The organism is Curtobacterium sp. PhB191 (genome assembly GCF_004346515.1).
Lineage (GTDB): Bacteria > Actinomycetota > Actinomycetes > Actinomycetales > Microbacteriaceae > Curtobacterium.
Genome location: NZ_SMBV01000005.1, coordinates 78455 through 93191 on the forward strand (window position 1 = coordinate 78455; position 14737 = coordinate 93191).

The window sequence follows — 14737 nt, forward strand, 5'->3', positions numbered from 1 at the left end:
CCGACCGTCCCGGCCCGGTCACACCGGACGTTCAGAGCCGAGCGGCGCTGTCCACCACGGTGATGAGCGGCGCGTACAGCCGCATCGCGTCGAGCGCCCGCTCGTGGTCCGCGTCGCTCGCCCCGGCGCAGGCGTCCGCGACGACCGTCACGGTCGCTCCGGCGTCCGCCGCCGCCAGGGCGGTCGACAGCACGCAGCAGTCGGTCGACACCCCCGTGAGCACCAGGTGCGGGTGGTCACCGACGACTGCCTGGAGGCCCGTCCCCCACTTGCCGAACGTCGGCTCGGTCACGACGGGGTCGTTCCGGTCCCCTGCCGCACTCGCGAAGGGCTCGGTCAGCGCGTACAGCGGGGCGGCGTCCGGCACGAGGGCGAAGGGCCACTCGCGGTAGTACGGCACCCAGGCGCCCTGCGGGCGCTGGGGCGCGACGAACCGGGTGAACACCGTGCGTCCGGTGAACCGGGGCAGCAGACGCTCGATGCCGACTCCGGCGTGGTCGTACCGCGGCGCCGCCCACGGGGACTCCCCCGTGAAGACCTGCTGCATGTCGATGACGACGAGCCAGGCGTCGTCGGGGACGCCCGTGCTCCCCGACGTGCTCACCGCTGTGCTTCCTGGCGCCGGACGGAGCCCCGGGCGAACAGCAGGGTGCCGAGGAACCCGACGACGAGCGCGACGAGCACACCGAGGTTCGCGTAGGCCCAGGCGCCGTCGCGTCCGCCGAGGCCGAACGGCCCGAGCAGGTAGCCCTGCCACGACAGCCACGCCGGTGACGCCAGCGTGACGAGACCCCACCCGAGTGCCGTGCCGACCGCGACCAGGGCGATCGCGCCCCACCGGACGTCGCCGTAGCGGCCGCGACGGTCGTCGAGCTCGCCTTCGGCGTAGGCCGTGCGCCGCAGCAGGACGTCGGCGACGAAGATGCCGGCCCAGGCGGCGATCGGGACGCCGAGGGTGATGAGGAACGCCTGGAACGGGCCGACGAAGTCCGTCGCGAAGAACGCGATGTAGATCGCACCCGCCACCATGAACACGCCGTCCACCCCGGCGGCGACCGGCCGTGGGATCTTCACGCCGACGCTCAGCAGCGCGAGGCCCGACGAGTAGATGTCGAGCACCGCGCCGCCGACGAGCCCGAGGATCGCGACGAGGGCGAACGGGATGAGGAACCACACCGGCAGGATCGTGGTGAGCGCGCCGATCGGGTCGGCACCGATCGCCGCGCTCAGGTCCGGCGATGACCCGGCGAGTAGGACACCGAAGACCACGAGGATCGCCGGTGCGAGGGCACCGCCGAAGGTCGTCCACCCGACGACTCCCCCGGTCGACGCCGAGCGCGGCAGGTACCGCGAGTAGTCGGCAGCGGCGTTCACCCAGCCCAGCCCGAAGCCGGTCATCACGAGCACGAGCGCACCGATGAACTGCTGGGCACTGCCCGTCGGCATCGCGGCGATCGCGGCGAAGTCTATGGACGGCACCGCGAGCACGACGTAGACGACCGTGAGCACAGCGGTGATGACCGTGATCCAGGTCTGCAGGCGCATGATCACGTCGAAGCCCGCGACGCCGGCCCCGACCACGAGCGCGGCGACCACGACGAGGGCGACGACCTTCGTCAGCACCCCGCCGTCCCAGCCGAGCTCGGTGAACACCGTCGAGGTCGCGAGGACCGCCAGTGCGGCGAGGGCGGTCTCCCACCCGACGGTGAGGATCCAGCTGAGGAACGAGGGCACCCGGTTGCCGCGGACCCCGAAGGCCGCACGGCTCAGCACCATCGTCGGCGCCGACCCGCGTTTGCCGGCGATCGCGACGATGCCGCACAGCAGGAACGAGAACACCACCCCGATGACCGAGACGACGGTGGCCTGCCAGAACGAGATGCCGAACCCGACCACGAACGACCCGTAGGCGATGCCGAGGACGGAGATGTTCGCCGCGAACCACGGCCAGAAGAGTCCCCGCGGGGTGCCCTTGCGGTCGGACTCGGCGATGACGTCGAGGCCCTGCCGTTCAACGGTGCGGACCTCGGGCGCGGCGGTGGTGAGCCCGGAGTTCGTGGGCGCTGTGCTCATCCGCTGAGCGTAGCGCCGCAGCGACTACCCGAACAGGTTCACGGGCCGCACGATGTCGGCGTAGATCAGCAGCGCGCTCATCCCCGCCAGCAGCACCACGACGACCATGGTGAGCGGCATCGTCTTCGCCAGGTCGATGGGGCCCGGGTCCGCCTTGCCGACGAGCTTGAAGGACCGTCGCTTGATCGCTTCCCACAGGGCGCCGGCGATGTGCCCGCCGTCGAGCGGCAGCAGCGGCACCATGTTCAGCACGAACAGGCCGATGTTCAGCGAGGCCAGCAGCCCGAGGATCGTGTACGCCTTGTCGACCACCGGCACGCCGCTCATCGACGAGACCTCGCCGATCGCGCGGCCGACGCCGACGACCGACACGGGGCTGTCCTGCGACCGCTCCTGCGCGCCGAACGCCGCGTTCCAGACGGCGACCAGGCGCTGCGGCAGGTCGATGATGAGGTGCGCCGACGCGGCGATCTGCGCACCCGTCGCGGGCAGGACCTCGGCCGGCGACTGCCGCACGAGCGACTGCCCGATGCTGACGCCGACGACACCGACCCGCTGGGTCTTCGTCGTGCCGTCGTCGTTCGTGACGACCTTGCCCTCGGCGTCGTAGACGTCGCGGGTGGCGGTCGTCGGGGTGATCTCGAGCGTCTTCCGGGCACCGTCACGCTCGACGACGACCGTCACCTGCTCGCCGGCCGACTTCTGGAAGACCTCGGAGACGCGCGCGATGGTCGGGTCCTGCTCACCGTTCACCGAGAGCACGACGTCGCCCGACGCGATGCCGGCCTGCTTCGCCGGCGACTCCGCGTCGCCCGAGGTGCACTCGGTCGTCTGGCTGGTCGGCAGGACACAGTCGACGCTCGAGGTGAACGTCGTGGTCGGCGACCCGAAGCCGCACAGCAGCACGCCGAACAGCACGATCCCGATCACCAGGTTCATCGCGGGGCCGGCGACCATCACGATGATGCGCTTCCACGGGGTGAGTCGGTAGAAGGCGCGGGAGTCGTCGCCGCCGGAGTCCGCGATCTGCTCCGCGCTGGCCTGGCGGGCGTCCTGCACGAACGCGCCGTACATGCCGGTGTTCGTGATCGCACTCGGGCGGCCGGAGGCACGCGGCTTGAGCATGCCGACCATCGAGATGTATCCGCCGAGCAGGATCGGGCGGATACCGTACTCGGTCTCACCCCGCTTGAACGACCACATGGCCTTGCCGAAGCCCAGCGAGTACTGCGTCACCTTGACGTTGAACAGCTTCGCGAAGGACAGGTGCCCCAGCTCGTGGAGTCCGATCGAGACCAGCAGGCCGATGATGAAGACGACCACGCCGAGGACGAAGAGCAGGACGGTTTCGACGGTCACCGGGAAAGGGTACGGGACGCTTGCCATGACGGAGCCGAGCGCCGTCTGAGAGGTGATCTGAGCCTCTCCCCACCGGCACGGCCGTCCCGCCGCTGGCGCGTCGCGCCGGAACCGGCGGTGTGGGCCCAGTCCGTCACGTGGTGACCATGCGACCGACGGGAGGCGCGGATCGCGTCAGCGGGTCAGCGCGCGGTCCGCGGCGGCGCGGGCCCAGTGCTCCGCAGCGAGCACGCCGTCGAGTGACGGCTCCCCCGCGGTGTGCTCCTCGACGACGCGCTCGACCGTGTCGACGATGTCGAGGAAGCCGATGGCGCCCGCGTGGAACGCGGCCACGGCCTGCTCGTTCGCCGCGTTGAACACGGCCGGGAAGGTCCCGCCGAGTTCACCGACACGCTTCGCGAGGGCGACGGCGCCGAACGCGTCGGCGTCGAGCGGCTCGAAGGTCCAGGTGCTCGCCGTCGTCCAGTCGAGCGGCACACCGACCCCGGGCACGCGGTCCGGCCACGCCAGGCCGAGCGCGATCGGCAGACGCATGTCCGGCGGCGAGGCCTGCGCGATGGTGGAGCCGTCGACGAACTCGACCATCGAGTGCACGATCGACTGCGCGTGCACCGTGACCTCGATGCGGTCGTACGGCACGCCGAAGAGCAGGTGGGCCTCGATGACCTCGAGCCCCTTGTTGACGAGCGTGGCGGAGTTCGTCGTGACGACGAGTCCCATGTCCCACGTGGGGTGCGCCAGCGCCTGCGTCGGGGTGACGTCGCGGAGCTGCTCGCGGGTGCGGCCGCGGAACGGACCGCCGCTCGCTGTCAGGACGAGCCGCTGCACCTCGGTGTCGGCACCGGAGCGGAGCGCCTGCGCGATCGCCGAGTGCTCACTGTCCACGGGGACGATCTGGCCCGGCGCTGCAGCCTGCTGCACCAGGGAACCGCCCACGATGAGGCTCTCCTTGTTGGCGAGCGCCAGGGTCGCACCGGTCTCGAGCACCGCGAGCGTCGGCCCGAGGCCGACCGACCCCGTGATGCCGTTCAGGACGACGTCGGCCTCGACGCTGCGGACGAGCCGCTCGGAGTCCTCCGCCCCGAACGCCGTGTCGCGCACGCCGAACCGCTCGGCCTGCTCGGCGACCAGGGTGCGGTTGCTGCCGGCGGTCAGACCGACGACCTCGAACCGGTCGGGGTTGCGGGCGACGACGTCGAGCGCCTGCGTGCCGATCGAGCCGGTGCTGCCGAGGACGACGATGCGACGCCGGGCCACGGTCAGCCCTTCGCGAGGATGTCGACCACGAAGACGAGGGTGGCGTTCTTCGGGATGCCCGAGCCCTCCTGCGGGTTCGCGCCGTAGGCGTCCTCCGGCGTGGCGACGATCAGCACCTGCGAGCCGACCTTCTGCCCGACGAGGCCCGTGACGAAGCCCTTGATGAGTGCGCTCTCGGAGACCGTGAAGGTCGTCGGGGCGCCCTTCGACCACGAGGAGTCGAACTCCTTGCCGGTGCTGTAGACGACGCCCTTGTACTGCACGAGGGCGGTGTCGCCGTCGGCGATGGACGCGCCGTCGCCCTGCTTGAGGACTTCGACGGTTGTCTTGGTCGGGGCCTTCACGCCGTCGGGGATCGTGATCTCCGGCTCGCCGGATGCCTTGTCCTCGACCGTCGGCAGGCCGGGGTCCTGGTCCTGCGGGGTGCCGCTCGCCTTGGTGGGGGTCTGCGCGACGACGTCCGCGACCACGACGATCTCGCCGCCGGTGTTGAAGCCGAGTGCCGCGGACTGACCGACCGCTGCCACCCGGTCGCCGACCTTCGAGCAGGCGAGGAGGGCACCGAAGCCCGAGCCGCCGACGGACAGGACCTGCGGGTTGCCCTCGTCGAAACCGACCGTGCCGAGCTTCTTGGCGTCCTTCGCCTCGTAGACCGTGTACGACACCTGGGCGTAGTCGCCCTCGTCCAACGACGCACCCTTGCCCGTCACGAGCTTGGTGGCCTGCGGGGTCTTGGCCGACAGGCCCGCCGCGAACTTGACGGTCGGGGCCTTCGCGCCCCCGAACGAGCCGGTCGCCCGGATTGAGTCAGAGGCCTTGCCGGGGTCCGGGCAGGACGTGATCGCCGAGGCGGTCGCACTGGCGGTCGGGGTCGGCGAGGCCGTGGACCCGTCCGAACCGGAGCCGGAGCATGCGGCGAGTCCCAGCACGACGGCGGGGACGAGGGCGATCGGGAGCAGGCGCAGACGCTTCACGGGAACCTAGTCTGCCCCACCTGCTGAAGAGTCCCCTGCCAATGTCGCAGTACGGACGACGGTCTGGGCCTCGTGGTGCACCGGGAACGACACCGACCGGGCGATGAAGCAGAGCTGGTTCGCCGTGGCGTGCGCGGCTTCGGCATCGGCCACCCGGTCTGCCTCGAGGATCGTCACGACCGGGTGCAGCGTCGCACCGGTGAGCTCGCCCGAGCCGTCGCGGTTCAGGTTCAGCGACGCAGTGGCCGTGTCGCGGTAGTCGACGACGGTGAAGCCCTGGGTCACCGCGACGTGCAGGTAGCTGAGCATGTGGCACTGGGCCAACGCGGCGACGACGAGTTCCTCCGGGTTCCAGCGGTCGCGGTCACCGCGGAACGTGGGGTCGGCCGAGCCGGCCACGTCGGGCTTGCCGACCGCCGAGACGACGTGGTCGCGCCCGTAGTCGCGGTAGCCGGACGTGCCGGTGCCGCGGTCTCCCGTCCAGCTGACGGAGACCTCGTAAGTGTGGTCCTGCACGGGTGCTGCCCTTCGTCGGCGTCACTGGCGGTCGTCCGCCCTGGCTAGCATGGCGGCATGACGGTGAGCCACGAAGTCCGCACTGATCGCCATCCTCTCACCGCCGACGGGTCGGTCGAACTCGCGGTCCTCGACCGGTCGGGGTTCGACGAGAGCCGGCACATCGGCGCCGGGGTCGTGGTCGACTCCGCGGGCGCCGTGGTCGACTCGGTCGGCGACGTCGCAGCCAGCATCTACCCGCGCTCGACGATGAAGCCGTTCCAGGCCCTCGCCGTCCGCGGCGCCGGTGCCCGGTTCTCCGATGAGGAACTCGTCCTCACCACCGCGAGCCACGCCGGTACCGTCGCACACCAGGCCCTCGCGCTGCACATGCTCGAGTCGTTCGACCACGTCGAGACCGACCTCGGGTGCCCGCCGGACATGCCCTTCGACCGAGCGACCGGCCGGACGATGGACGGCCCCCGGCGCCTGGCGATGAACTGCTCGGGCAAACACGCCGGCATGCTCGCCGCCTGCCGCGTCAACGGGTGGGACGAGGCGACGTACCTGGACATCGAGCACCCGATGCAGCAGCGGGTCCGCTCGGTGGTCGAGGAGTACACGCACGAGACGGTCGACCTGGTCGGCACCGACGGCTGCGGCGCCCCCGTCTTCCCGCTCACGCTGACCGGACTGGCACGCGGGTTCGCCGGCGTCGTCGCCCGGGCCGACGACGACTCCACGGCGCTGACCGACGCCGTCCTGGCGCACCCGTGGGCGATCGACGGGGTCGGTCGGGCCAACACCGTCACGATCGAGCGGCTGCAGGTCCTGGCGAAGCTCGGGGCCGAGGGCGTCATGGTGATGGGGCTGCCCGGTGGGGCCGCGGTCGCGGTGAAGGTGCTGGACGGGTCACAGCGCGCGGGCACCCTCGCAGCGCTCACCCTGCTGCAGCGGAACGGGCTGGTGGGCGCCGACGGCGTGGCCGATGTCCTGGCGGCGACGGGTGAACAGGTGCTCGGCGGTGGTGTGCCGGTCGGCGCGGTCCGGGTCGGCTCCGGCCTGCGCTGAGGCCGTCACCCGACGAGCTCCGGCAGTACCGGGAGCACCGGTCTGAGCGTGACACCACGTCGGTCGGGTGGGCGACGGACGGTGCAGCCGTAGCGGGTGACCTCCACCGCGGCGTCCCACAGCCCTGGCATCGCTCCGAGTCCCGGGACGAGCACGACCGTGCCGCTCGGGCGTCCGGAGCGGTCGAGGCGAGCGAGCACCGCCGTGCCGTCGGGCAGCGTCGTACCGTCGGGCAGCGCCGGGTCGTCGCCAGTTTGGGTTCCGATTCTGCCGGCTGCGCGGAGGTCGTCCCACGGATCGGCGGTGGCGCGGAGCTGTTCGGCGATCGCCCGGAACACCGCGGCGGCGAGTGCCCCGGTGCCGACGACCACGACGTGACCGGTCGTGTCGGTCTCCCACGGCACACCGTCCGAGCCGTGGCCGAGCAGGAGCCGTCCTGGTGCGCTCGGACAGTGGAACTCGATCGCCGCTGCGGAGTAGTCGCCGGACAGCGACTCCGGTTCGCGGCGTCCGCCTGCGCCGGACCGGTGCAGCAGGACGTCGAGCACCGCGCAGCACCCGGCGGCTGCGAACACCACCGCACGGGAAGCGCCGTCGAGGGGCGCGAACACCCCGGCGAGGACGAGCACGACGGCGGTCCCGACCAGGACGCACCGAGCAGCGAACGGGGTCATGCCTCCATCGCAGCAGGACGGCGGCGTCTCCGGGGCGCCGACGACCGATCTGTGGAGAAGTCCGGCAGCGCTACTGCACGAGGAAGAACTGCTCGCCGATGTCCACCCGAGCCCCGCGCTCCACGCGGTACCGACGGCCGGGCTCGCAGCGACGGATCGAACCGTCGATGTGGCGGACGACGGTGCCGTTGCCGGAGAACCGGTCGGACACCCACAGGTCGTCACCGTCGCGGCCGAGCTCGAGGTGGGTCTTCGACACCGACTTGCCCGGGTCGTGCACGGTCAGCAGGTCGTCGTAGCGCTCCCCCGGCTGCGGACGAGGCAGACGACCGAGCAGGCCGGTGCCGTGCACCCCGAACCGCTCGCCCGTGCTGAAGTGCAGCAGGACCGGCGCGCGCGTCGGGGTCTTCGAGACGATGCGGGTCTCGTCGACGTCCTCGTCGAGCTCGTCGGCGTCCGCACTGGCCTCGGGACGGTCCGACGGCGGGAGCGGGAGCTCGGGTGCCGTCGCCCCGGGGACAGGAGGCAGCGGCGCGGCGAGCGGGGCCTGCGCCGGCGGGGCCCAGGACCGTTCGGAGTCCTGCGGTTCTCCGTACGGTGCCGCGTCCCCGGGCTCGGTCGGCTCGGTCACCGGCGCCGCGTGTGCGCCGCGGGGACGCCCACCCGGGCGCGAGGCCTCGCTGTCCGGCAGGGCCGACTCGTCGTCGGCGGTGGTCTCGCCGGCCACGTCCTCGACGGACCCGTTCTCGTCGGACCCGGTCTCGCCGGACCCGGTCTCGTCGCTCGAGGTCTGATCGTCCGCAGGCGCATCGACCGGGATCTCGTCGTCCGGCACGTCGGTCGACGACGACCCGCCGGCTCCGGCCGACTCCACGCCGGAGTGTTCGGTCGCCCAGTCCGGACGCGCCATCGGCAGCGGTACGACCGGTCCGGTGAACGCGGCGGTCACCGCGGGGCGGACTGCTCCGCACTCCCCGCAGAAGATGTCGTCGGGCTCGAGGCGGTTGCCGCAGACGTGGCAGATGGTCGTGGCGTGCATGCCCGGTGTCACGAGCGGCGCGGGCCGCGGCGGTCGGCGGTCGATCAGCGGCTCGACGACGGCGGTGTCCCCCGGCTGCGGCGGCGAGACGACGGGCACGGCTGCGGTCGGTTGTCCGAGCGCACCGTCCTGCACGGGCTCGACGGAGCGGGTGGACGTCGTGTCGTCAGCACCGTCGGTCTCTGCGTGCGCGGCTGCGTCGTCCGTCGCGTGCGGGGACGCCGCGGTGTCGTCGGGCGTGTCGTGGGACGTGTCACGGGGCGTGTCGTCAGCGGCGGCCGGTGCACTCGGGACCGGCGGCACGACGGGAGCCGGATCAGCTCCGGCATCGGTGGTGGCGCCGCGACCGACCCACCAGGACGGGCCGGCCGGCGCCGCGGACGGAGCCGGAGCGACCGGCGGCGCCCACACGGGAGCCGGAGCCTCGTCAGCGGCCGGCGGGGTCACGGGACGGTCCTCGACGGGAGCCAACCGGGTCCGCTCGGGGTCGTCGGCGAGGGCGTCGGCGGGCTCGGAGCGGTAGGCGTCCGGGTCCAGTGGCGGTTCGTCCTGGGCGGGGACGGCGTCGGGCTGCGCGGCCGCGTTCGACCAGTCGCCGAGGCCGGAGCCCGCTCCGTGCACGTGCGACGGTGCCTCGCGCGGGGCGAGGTCGTCGGGGCGTTGGACGGGCACCGCGGTCGGGGGTTCGGTGGTGCGGCGGTCGGCACCGGTCAGCCAGGCGCGGGTGGCGGGGTCGAGGGTCGACTCGGGCAACCACGCGTCGGCCGCAGGGTCGGAGCGACGTCCGTGGGAGTCGGGCTGCTGCAGGGGCGGTGGCGGCGCCTGCTCGACGGGGGTCGGAGCGACCGGCCGGCGGCTCGCTCCGGCGGTCACCGCGCGTCCGCACTCACCGCAGAAGATCGCCCCCTCCGGGAGCATCGATCCACAGTGTTCGCATCTGATCACGGTCTGCCTCTGTCCTCACTCGGCCGTCCACGACGCTCGTCAGGCCTCCGGCCATCGTAGTCACCGCGTCTCGCCGAGCCCTGACCGGTGGTGGCGCGCGGCCGTCCGGGTCCACGCAGGGACCGGAGCGACACGGCGGTGCGGAACCGATCACGGCGCGTCCGACCGGCGCGCAGGGTCCCCACCGCATCGTCCGTCGCCGACCACATCCGGTCGGCGGCGGCCTGGTCGACGTCGCTCGGTCCGAACACCGCCCGGTCGGCGAGGGCGGCCAGTCCGGTCCCGCCCTCACCCGGAGCACCGGCCACGGTCTCGCGTCGTGTGGCCGATCCGGCCACGTCGTGGCCACGGTCGAGGAGCGCGTCGCGGTACTCGTCCCAGGCCCCGACGATGCGACCGCGCGGCGTCGGAGCACGACGGCGCCGTCGGCGGCGGACCCGCTTCAGCAGGACGATCACCCCGAACGGCAGGAGCACGAGGGCGATCAGCCCCAGTGCACCGACCACCCACGGCAGCGCTGCGAGCAGGATCTGCAACCACAGCGGCTGCACGGGCGGCGTGTTCCGGTCGCTCTGCGGCGGCGCCTGCTGGTCCTGGTCCTGCTGGTCGACGGGAGGCGGCGGCACGACGGTCTCGGGACGGGTCACCGGCTGCGGCGTCTGCTGCTGCTCGTTCGGGATCTCGCGGACACTCGGGTTGGGGTTGAGCATCACCCACCCCCACTGCGCGGTGTCGACCTCGATGCGCGCGGTGACGTCCGAGCCGCGGAACGTCGTGGTGCCGCCGCTCGCCGACGCCCCGCCGGACCCCGAGTCGCCGCCTGCGGTGAAGCCCATGACCACCCGTGCCGGGAACCCGAGCTCGTCGGCCATCAGCGCTGCTGCGGCGGCGTACTGCTCCTGGTCGCCGATCATCAGCGGCGACGTCAGGAGCTCCTGGATGCGGTCGGCGCCGTGCCCCGAACGGCTCATCCGGTCGTCACCGACGCCGTGGCTGACGTACCCGTTGCGCTTGAGCGCCTGGATCACCGCGACGAGCTTCGCACCAGAAGTCGCATCGGCGTCGGTCGTCGCCTCGACCGTCTCGCGGACGGCGTCCGGCACGTCGCGCGCCGTCGGGACCGCGGCACTGCCAGGGCGGGCGGCCGCGAGCTGCTCGTCCGTCGGCTGGTCGGGGACCACGGCGGTCAGGTCGTAGGAAGTGCCTTCGCGGACACCGCCGACCACGGCGCCCGTCTGCGTCGAGCCGTTGTAGAAGAAGGAACCGCGCTCGTCGTCGGCGTCGGTCCCGGTGAAGTCGACGCGCTCCAGGTCCCCCACCGTCGGCAGCCAGACCCCGCTGTAGCCGTCGACGGTCACCCCGACGCGCACCGTGGTGCCGTCCACGCCACGGACGTCGACCGACGTCGGCACGCGCTCGAACGTGCCCGACGACGAGGAGCCGTCCGCCCCGCCGACGCGGTAGACCACGCCGTCGTAGGTGTCGAGCGTCGCGATGCGCACGAACCCGTTCTCCGGCAGTCCGGTGACCCGGAGCTGTGCGGTGTCCGCCGCGCTCTGTTCCTCGTACGCGCGGAAGCCGCTCAGCGGGCTGACGTAGTCACGCGGGTCGAACGGCTTGACGACGTCCGTGCGGGCGACGGTGCGCTCGTTGGACGGCGGCGCGACCAGCCCGAGACCCGTGGCGACGACGGCTGCCGCGACGATCGTCCCCGTGCCGACGAGCGCCGGTCGCACGACCGACCGGGCGATCGGTACCGACGACCCGATCGTGGTCGCCACGGCGACCGCGCGACGTGCGTGCCGCACCGTCAGCGCCCACACGAGCGCGACGGCGACGAGCACGACGGCCGTCACGATCGACGTGTCCAGCCGGCTCGGTCCGACAACCACCCCGATCGCGAACAGCACCAGTGCCGGGATGCTCGCGAGTTCCTGCCTGGAGGCCCGGGTCGCCACGCTCACGGCCGTCACCGTGGCGACGAGGAGCGTCACGAAGTACGGCACGAGGAGCGCCTCGTACGAGCCGACCGGCAGGCTGATGGTCACCAGCTGCTTCCACCCCAGCGCGACGCCGGCGAACAGCGCGAGCAGGCCCGGGCCCGTCGGCAGGACCCCGTTGGCCTGACCGGGCACGGCGGCGGGTACACCGGCGAGCGTGAACGCCGCCACCGTCGCGATCGCCACCACGACCAGCGGCAGCCGCAGGACCGCGCCGACGAGGGCGACGAGGGTGCCGAACGCGATCGCGGTCACCGCCGCGACGATCATCGAGTCGTCGCGGTAGACCGGCCACCACGACACACTCGCGATCGCGAGCAGGAGCCACACGACGAGGGTCCCGCCGGCCAGACGGAACGGCACGAGCCGCCGGGCATCGCGTCGATCGGAACGCCGGGTCGACCGACGGGCACGCTCCGCGGGCGGCGTCGGCGTGGCCACCGGAGGGGCGCTCACGCGGCGGCCGATCGGTGCAGGGCGTGCCGGAGGTCGTCCAGGTAGCCGATGGTCATCACGGTCAGGCCCGCGACCCGCAGGAACCGTGGCTGCGCTTCGGGCTCGCAGATCACCGCGACGACCTCGACCCCGACGGGGAAGCGCGTCGCCGCGAGCCGGAGCGCCGGCAGCCCGATCGTCGAACCGACGACCAGGAACGCCACCGAGATGCCCTCGGTGTCGCTGCCGACGATCCGGGAGACCTCGGCGATGGGCAGGCAGGCATCGGCGAGTCCGACCGAGGCGAAGTCGTCGAGCAGTCGCGTCGGGGTGACCGTCGGCAGGGTCCGCACCGCGTAGACGGCACGCTTCGCGAACTCCGGGGTGCGTTCCGACACCACGACCGAGACCTCTCGGCCGTCGCGGATCGCACGGGCACCGAGCGAGGCCGCAGCGCTCACCGCGAGCTCGAACTCCTCGTCGTCCCCGAACTCCGACCGGGCGATGCCGAGCGCCACGACCAGGTGCGAGCGGCGCGTGTCCTCGAACTGGCGCACCATCAGCGCGCCCGACTTCGCCGTCGACTTCCAGTGGATGGTGCGGGGGTCGTCACCCGGCATGTACTCGCGGATGGCGTGGAACGCGATGTCGGCCGGCGACAGGTCGGTGGTCGCCTGCCCCTCGAGGTCGCGCACCAGCCCGGTGCTCGTCGACGGGATCGCGATCGTGCGCGGGTGCACGATGACCTGTTCGCGTGCGGTCCAGACGACCTCGCGACGGACGAGACCGACGGGGTCGGCGCGGACACCGGTGACCGGCCCCACGTCGAGCACGCCGCGGCGAACGGTCGGCACGGGCACCAGCTGCTCGAACGTGCCGTGCGCGCCGATCGCCGGGATCGCGACGTCGACGAGACCCGGGCCGACCGGCACCTCGACCGTCGTCGGCACCGAGGGCAGACGCGTCGGGTTCTCCGCCGTGACCACCACACCGGCCTCGTCGCCGACCGCCACACGGTGCTGCGGCAGGCGCATCCGGATCACCAGCCGCGTGCGGCCGATGAGCGCGATCGCGGCGACGACGACGAGCACCGCTCCCGCGAACCCGACGACGACGATCTCGCGCAGGCCGAACCGGTAGCCGGCCACGAACGCGACGAGCGTGAGGGCCGCGACCGTCCACCCGAGCCCGGTGACGACGGACGAGACCTCGCCCCAGGAACGCTTGACGAGCCTCCAGGCCGTTGCCCAGACCCGGACGATCCCGACGACCGCATCAGCGGCGACGCCTTCGCGGTCACCGACGATCCGTGAGCGGACGTTGGTCAGGCCGGCGACCGTCCCCGTGCGCTCGTACGCCGTCGTCCCGCGACGCGACCGCGTCGAGGACGGACGGCGTGAGCGCGTGGAGACGGGCCGGCGGTCCGTCACGTCGTGACTCGGTCGGCCGGCGGCGGCGTCTCCACCAGCAGCTGCGCGATGACGCTCGGCGCGCTGACACCGTCGAACTCCGCCTCGGCGTCGAGCACCAGGCGGTGCGCGAGCACCGGGACAGCGAGGGCCTTGACGTCGTCCGGCGTGACGTAGTGGCGGCCGCTCAGCGCCGCGAGCACGCGTGCCGAACGGATGAGGCCCATCGCGCCGCGGACGCTGACGCCCAGGCGGACCTCACTGGCCGAACGCGTCGCGTCGACCAACCGTGCGACGTAGTCGGCGATGACGGCGTCGACGTGCACCGTGCGGGCCAGCGCGGCCATCTCGGTGATCGTCGCCGCGGGCACGACGCTCGCGAGCGGAACCGATGCCGACGGAGCCGACGAGGTCTCGAGGATCTTCACGGTGGCGGCGTGGTCGGGGTAGCCGATCGAGGTCTTCATGAGGAACCGGTCGAGCTGCGCTTCGGGCAGACGGTACGTGCCGGCCTGCTCGATGGGGTTCTGCGTCGCGATGACCATGAACGGAGCCGCCAGACGGTGGTTCACGCCGTCGACCGTGATCGCCGACTCCTCCATCGCCTCGAGCAGGGCCGACTGCGTCTTCGGGCTCGCACGGTTGATCTCGTCGGCGAGCACGATGTTCGCGAAGACCGGGCCGCGGTGGAAGTCGAACTCCTGCGTGCGCTGATCGTAGACACTGATGCCGGTGATGTCGCCGGGCAGCAGGTCGGGGGTGAACTGGATGCGGTTCGTCGTTCCCTGCACGCTCTGCGCCATCGCCCGCGCCAGGCTCGTCTTGCCCGTGCCGGGGACGTCCTCGAGGAGCAGGTGGCCCTCGCTGAGCATCGCCGTCACCGCGAGGCGGATCACGAACGTCTTCCCGAGGAGCACCTGCTCGACGTTGGTCACGATGCGGCCTGCGACGTCGGCGAACCAGGTGGCCTGCTCCGGGGTCATGCTCATGCGTGGTCGTTCCTCGT

Annotated in this window: 12 protein-coding genes; 1 reads left to right on the top strand and 11 read right to left on the bottom strand. The window is 72.4% G+C overall.

Features of this window, described 5'->3' with window-relative positions:
• Window positions 1-31 precede the first annotated feature (31 nt).
• The 6 genes from EDF48_RS09740 to EDF48_RS09765 all read right to left on the bottom strand — a co-directional run bounded on the left by EDF48_RS09740 (window position 32) and on the right by EDF48_RS09765 (window position 6179).
• On the bottom strand, window positions 32-604 hold the full coding sequence (locus EDF48_RS09740) for a cysteine hydrolase (protein ID WP_131879652.1): 573 nt from the start codon (window positions 602-604) through the stop codon (window positions 32-34).
• On the bottom strand, window positions 601-2073 hold the full coding sequence (locus EDF48_RS09745; protein WP_131879654.1) for a cytosine permease: 1473 nt from the start codon (window positions 2071-2073) through the stop codon (window positions 601-603). Before EDF48_RS09745 ends, EDF48_RS09740 begins: the two co-directional genes overlap by 4 nt.
• Window positions 2074-2097: 24 nt before the next feature.
• Window positions 2098-3432, bottom strand: a complete 1335-nt coding sequence (locus tag EDF48_RS09750; protein ID WP_185094179.1) for a site-2 protease family protein — start codon at window positions 3430-3432, stop codon at window positions 2098-2100.
• Between the two features lie 174 nt (window positions 3433-3606).
• Window positions 3607-4689 (bottom strand): 1-deoxy-D-xylulose-5-phosphate reductoisomerase, encoded by a 1083-nt coding sequence (gene dxr, locus EDF48_RS09755; RefSeq protein WP_131879656.1) that lies wholly within the window; start codon window positions 4687-4689, stop codon window positions 3607-3609.
• A 2-nt stretch (window positions 4690-4691) separates the two neighbouring features.
• Complete coding sequence (locus EDF48_RS09760; RefSeq protein WP_131879658.1) at window positions 4692-5663, bottom strand: FKBP-type peptidyl-prolyl cis-trans isomerase; 972 nt, start codon at window positions 5661-5663, stop codon at window positions 4692-4694.
• A gap of 6 nt (window positions 5664-5669) precedes the next feature.
• Entirely contained in the window at window positions 5670-6179 is a 510-nt protein-coding gene (locus tag EDF48_RS09765; RefSeq protein ID WP_131879660.1) for an OsmC family protein, read from the bottom strand.
• 57 nt (window positions 6180-6236) lie between these two features.
• Here EDF48_RS09765 and EDF48_RS09770 point away from each other — a divergent pair, with 57 nt between their 5' ends.
• Window positions 6237-7229, top strand: coding sequence for an asparaginase (locus EDF48_RS09770; protein ID WP_131879662.1), 993 nt, complete (start codon window positions 6237-6239; stop codon window positions 7227-7229).
• A gap of 5 nt (window positions 7230-7234) precedes the next feature.
• Here EDF48_RS09770 and EDF48_RS09775 read toward each other — a convergent pair whose 3' ends face one another.
• The 5 genes from EDF48_RS09775 to EDF48_RS09795 all read right to left on the bottom strand — a co-directional run bounded on the left by EDF48_RS09775 (window position 7235) and on the right by EDF48_RS09795 (window position 14720).
• Window positions 7235-7903, bottom strand: a complete 669-nt coding sequence (locus tag EDF48_RS09775; RefSeq protein WP_131879664.1) for a hypothetical protein — start codon at window positions 7901-7903, stop codon at window positions 7235-7237.
• A gap of 70 nt (window positions 7904-7973) precedes the next feature.
• A complete protein-coding gene (locus EDF48_RS09780; protein ID WP_131879666.1) occupies window positions 7974-9860 on the bottom strand; it encodes an FHA domain-containing protein in 1887 nt (628 codons plus the stop codon).
• 23 nt (window positions 9861-9883) lie between these two features.
• Entirely contained in the window at window positions 9884-12343 is a 2460-nt protein-coding gene (locus tag EDF48_RS09785; protein WP_131879667.1) for a transglutaminaseTgpA domain-containing protein, read from the bottom strand.
• Window positions 12340-13752 carry a DUF58 domain-containing protein gene (locus tag EDF48_RS09790; RefSeq protein WP_111083878.1) on the bottom strand — a complete coding sequence of 471 codons (1413 nt, stop codon included), beginning with the start codon at window positions 13750-13752 and terminating at the stop codon, window positions 12340-12342. The genes EDF48_RS09785 and EDF48_RS09790 overlap by 4 nt, the downstream gene beginning before the upstream one ends.
• Complete coding sequence (locus EDF48_RS09795; protein WP_123294288.1) at window positions 13749-14720, bottom strand: MoxR family ATPase; 972 nt, start codon at window positions 14718-14720, stop codon at window positions 13749-13751. Before EDF48_RS09795 ends, EDF48_RS09790 begins: the two co-directional genes overlap by 4 nt.
• Window positions 14721-14737 lie beyond the last annotated feature (17 nt).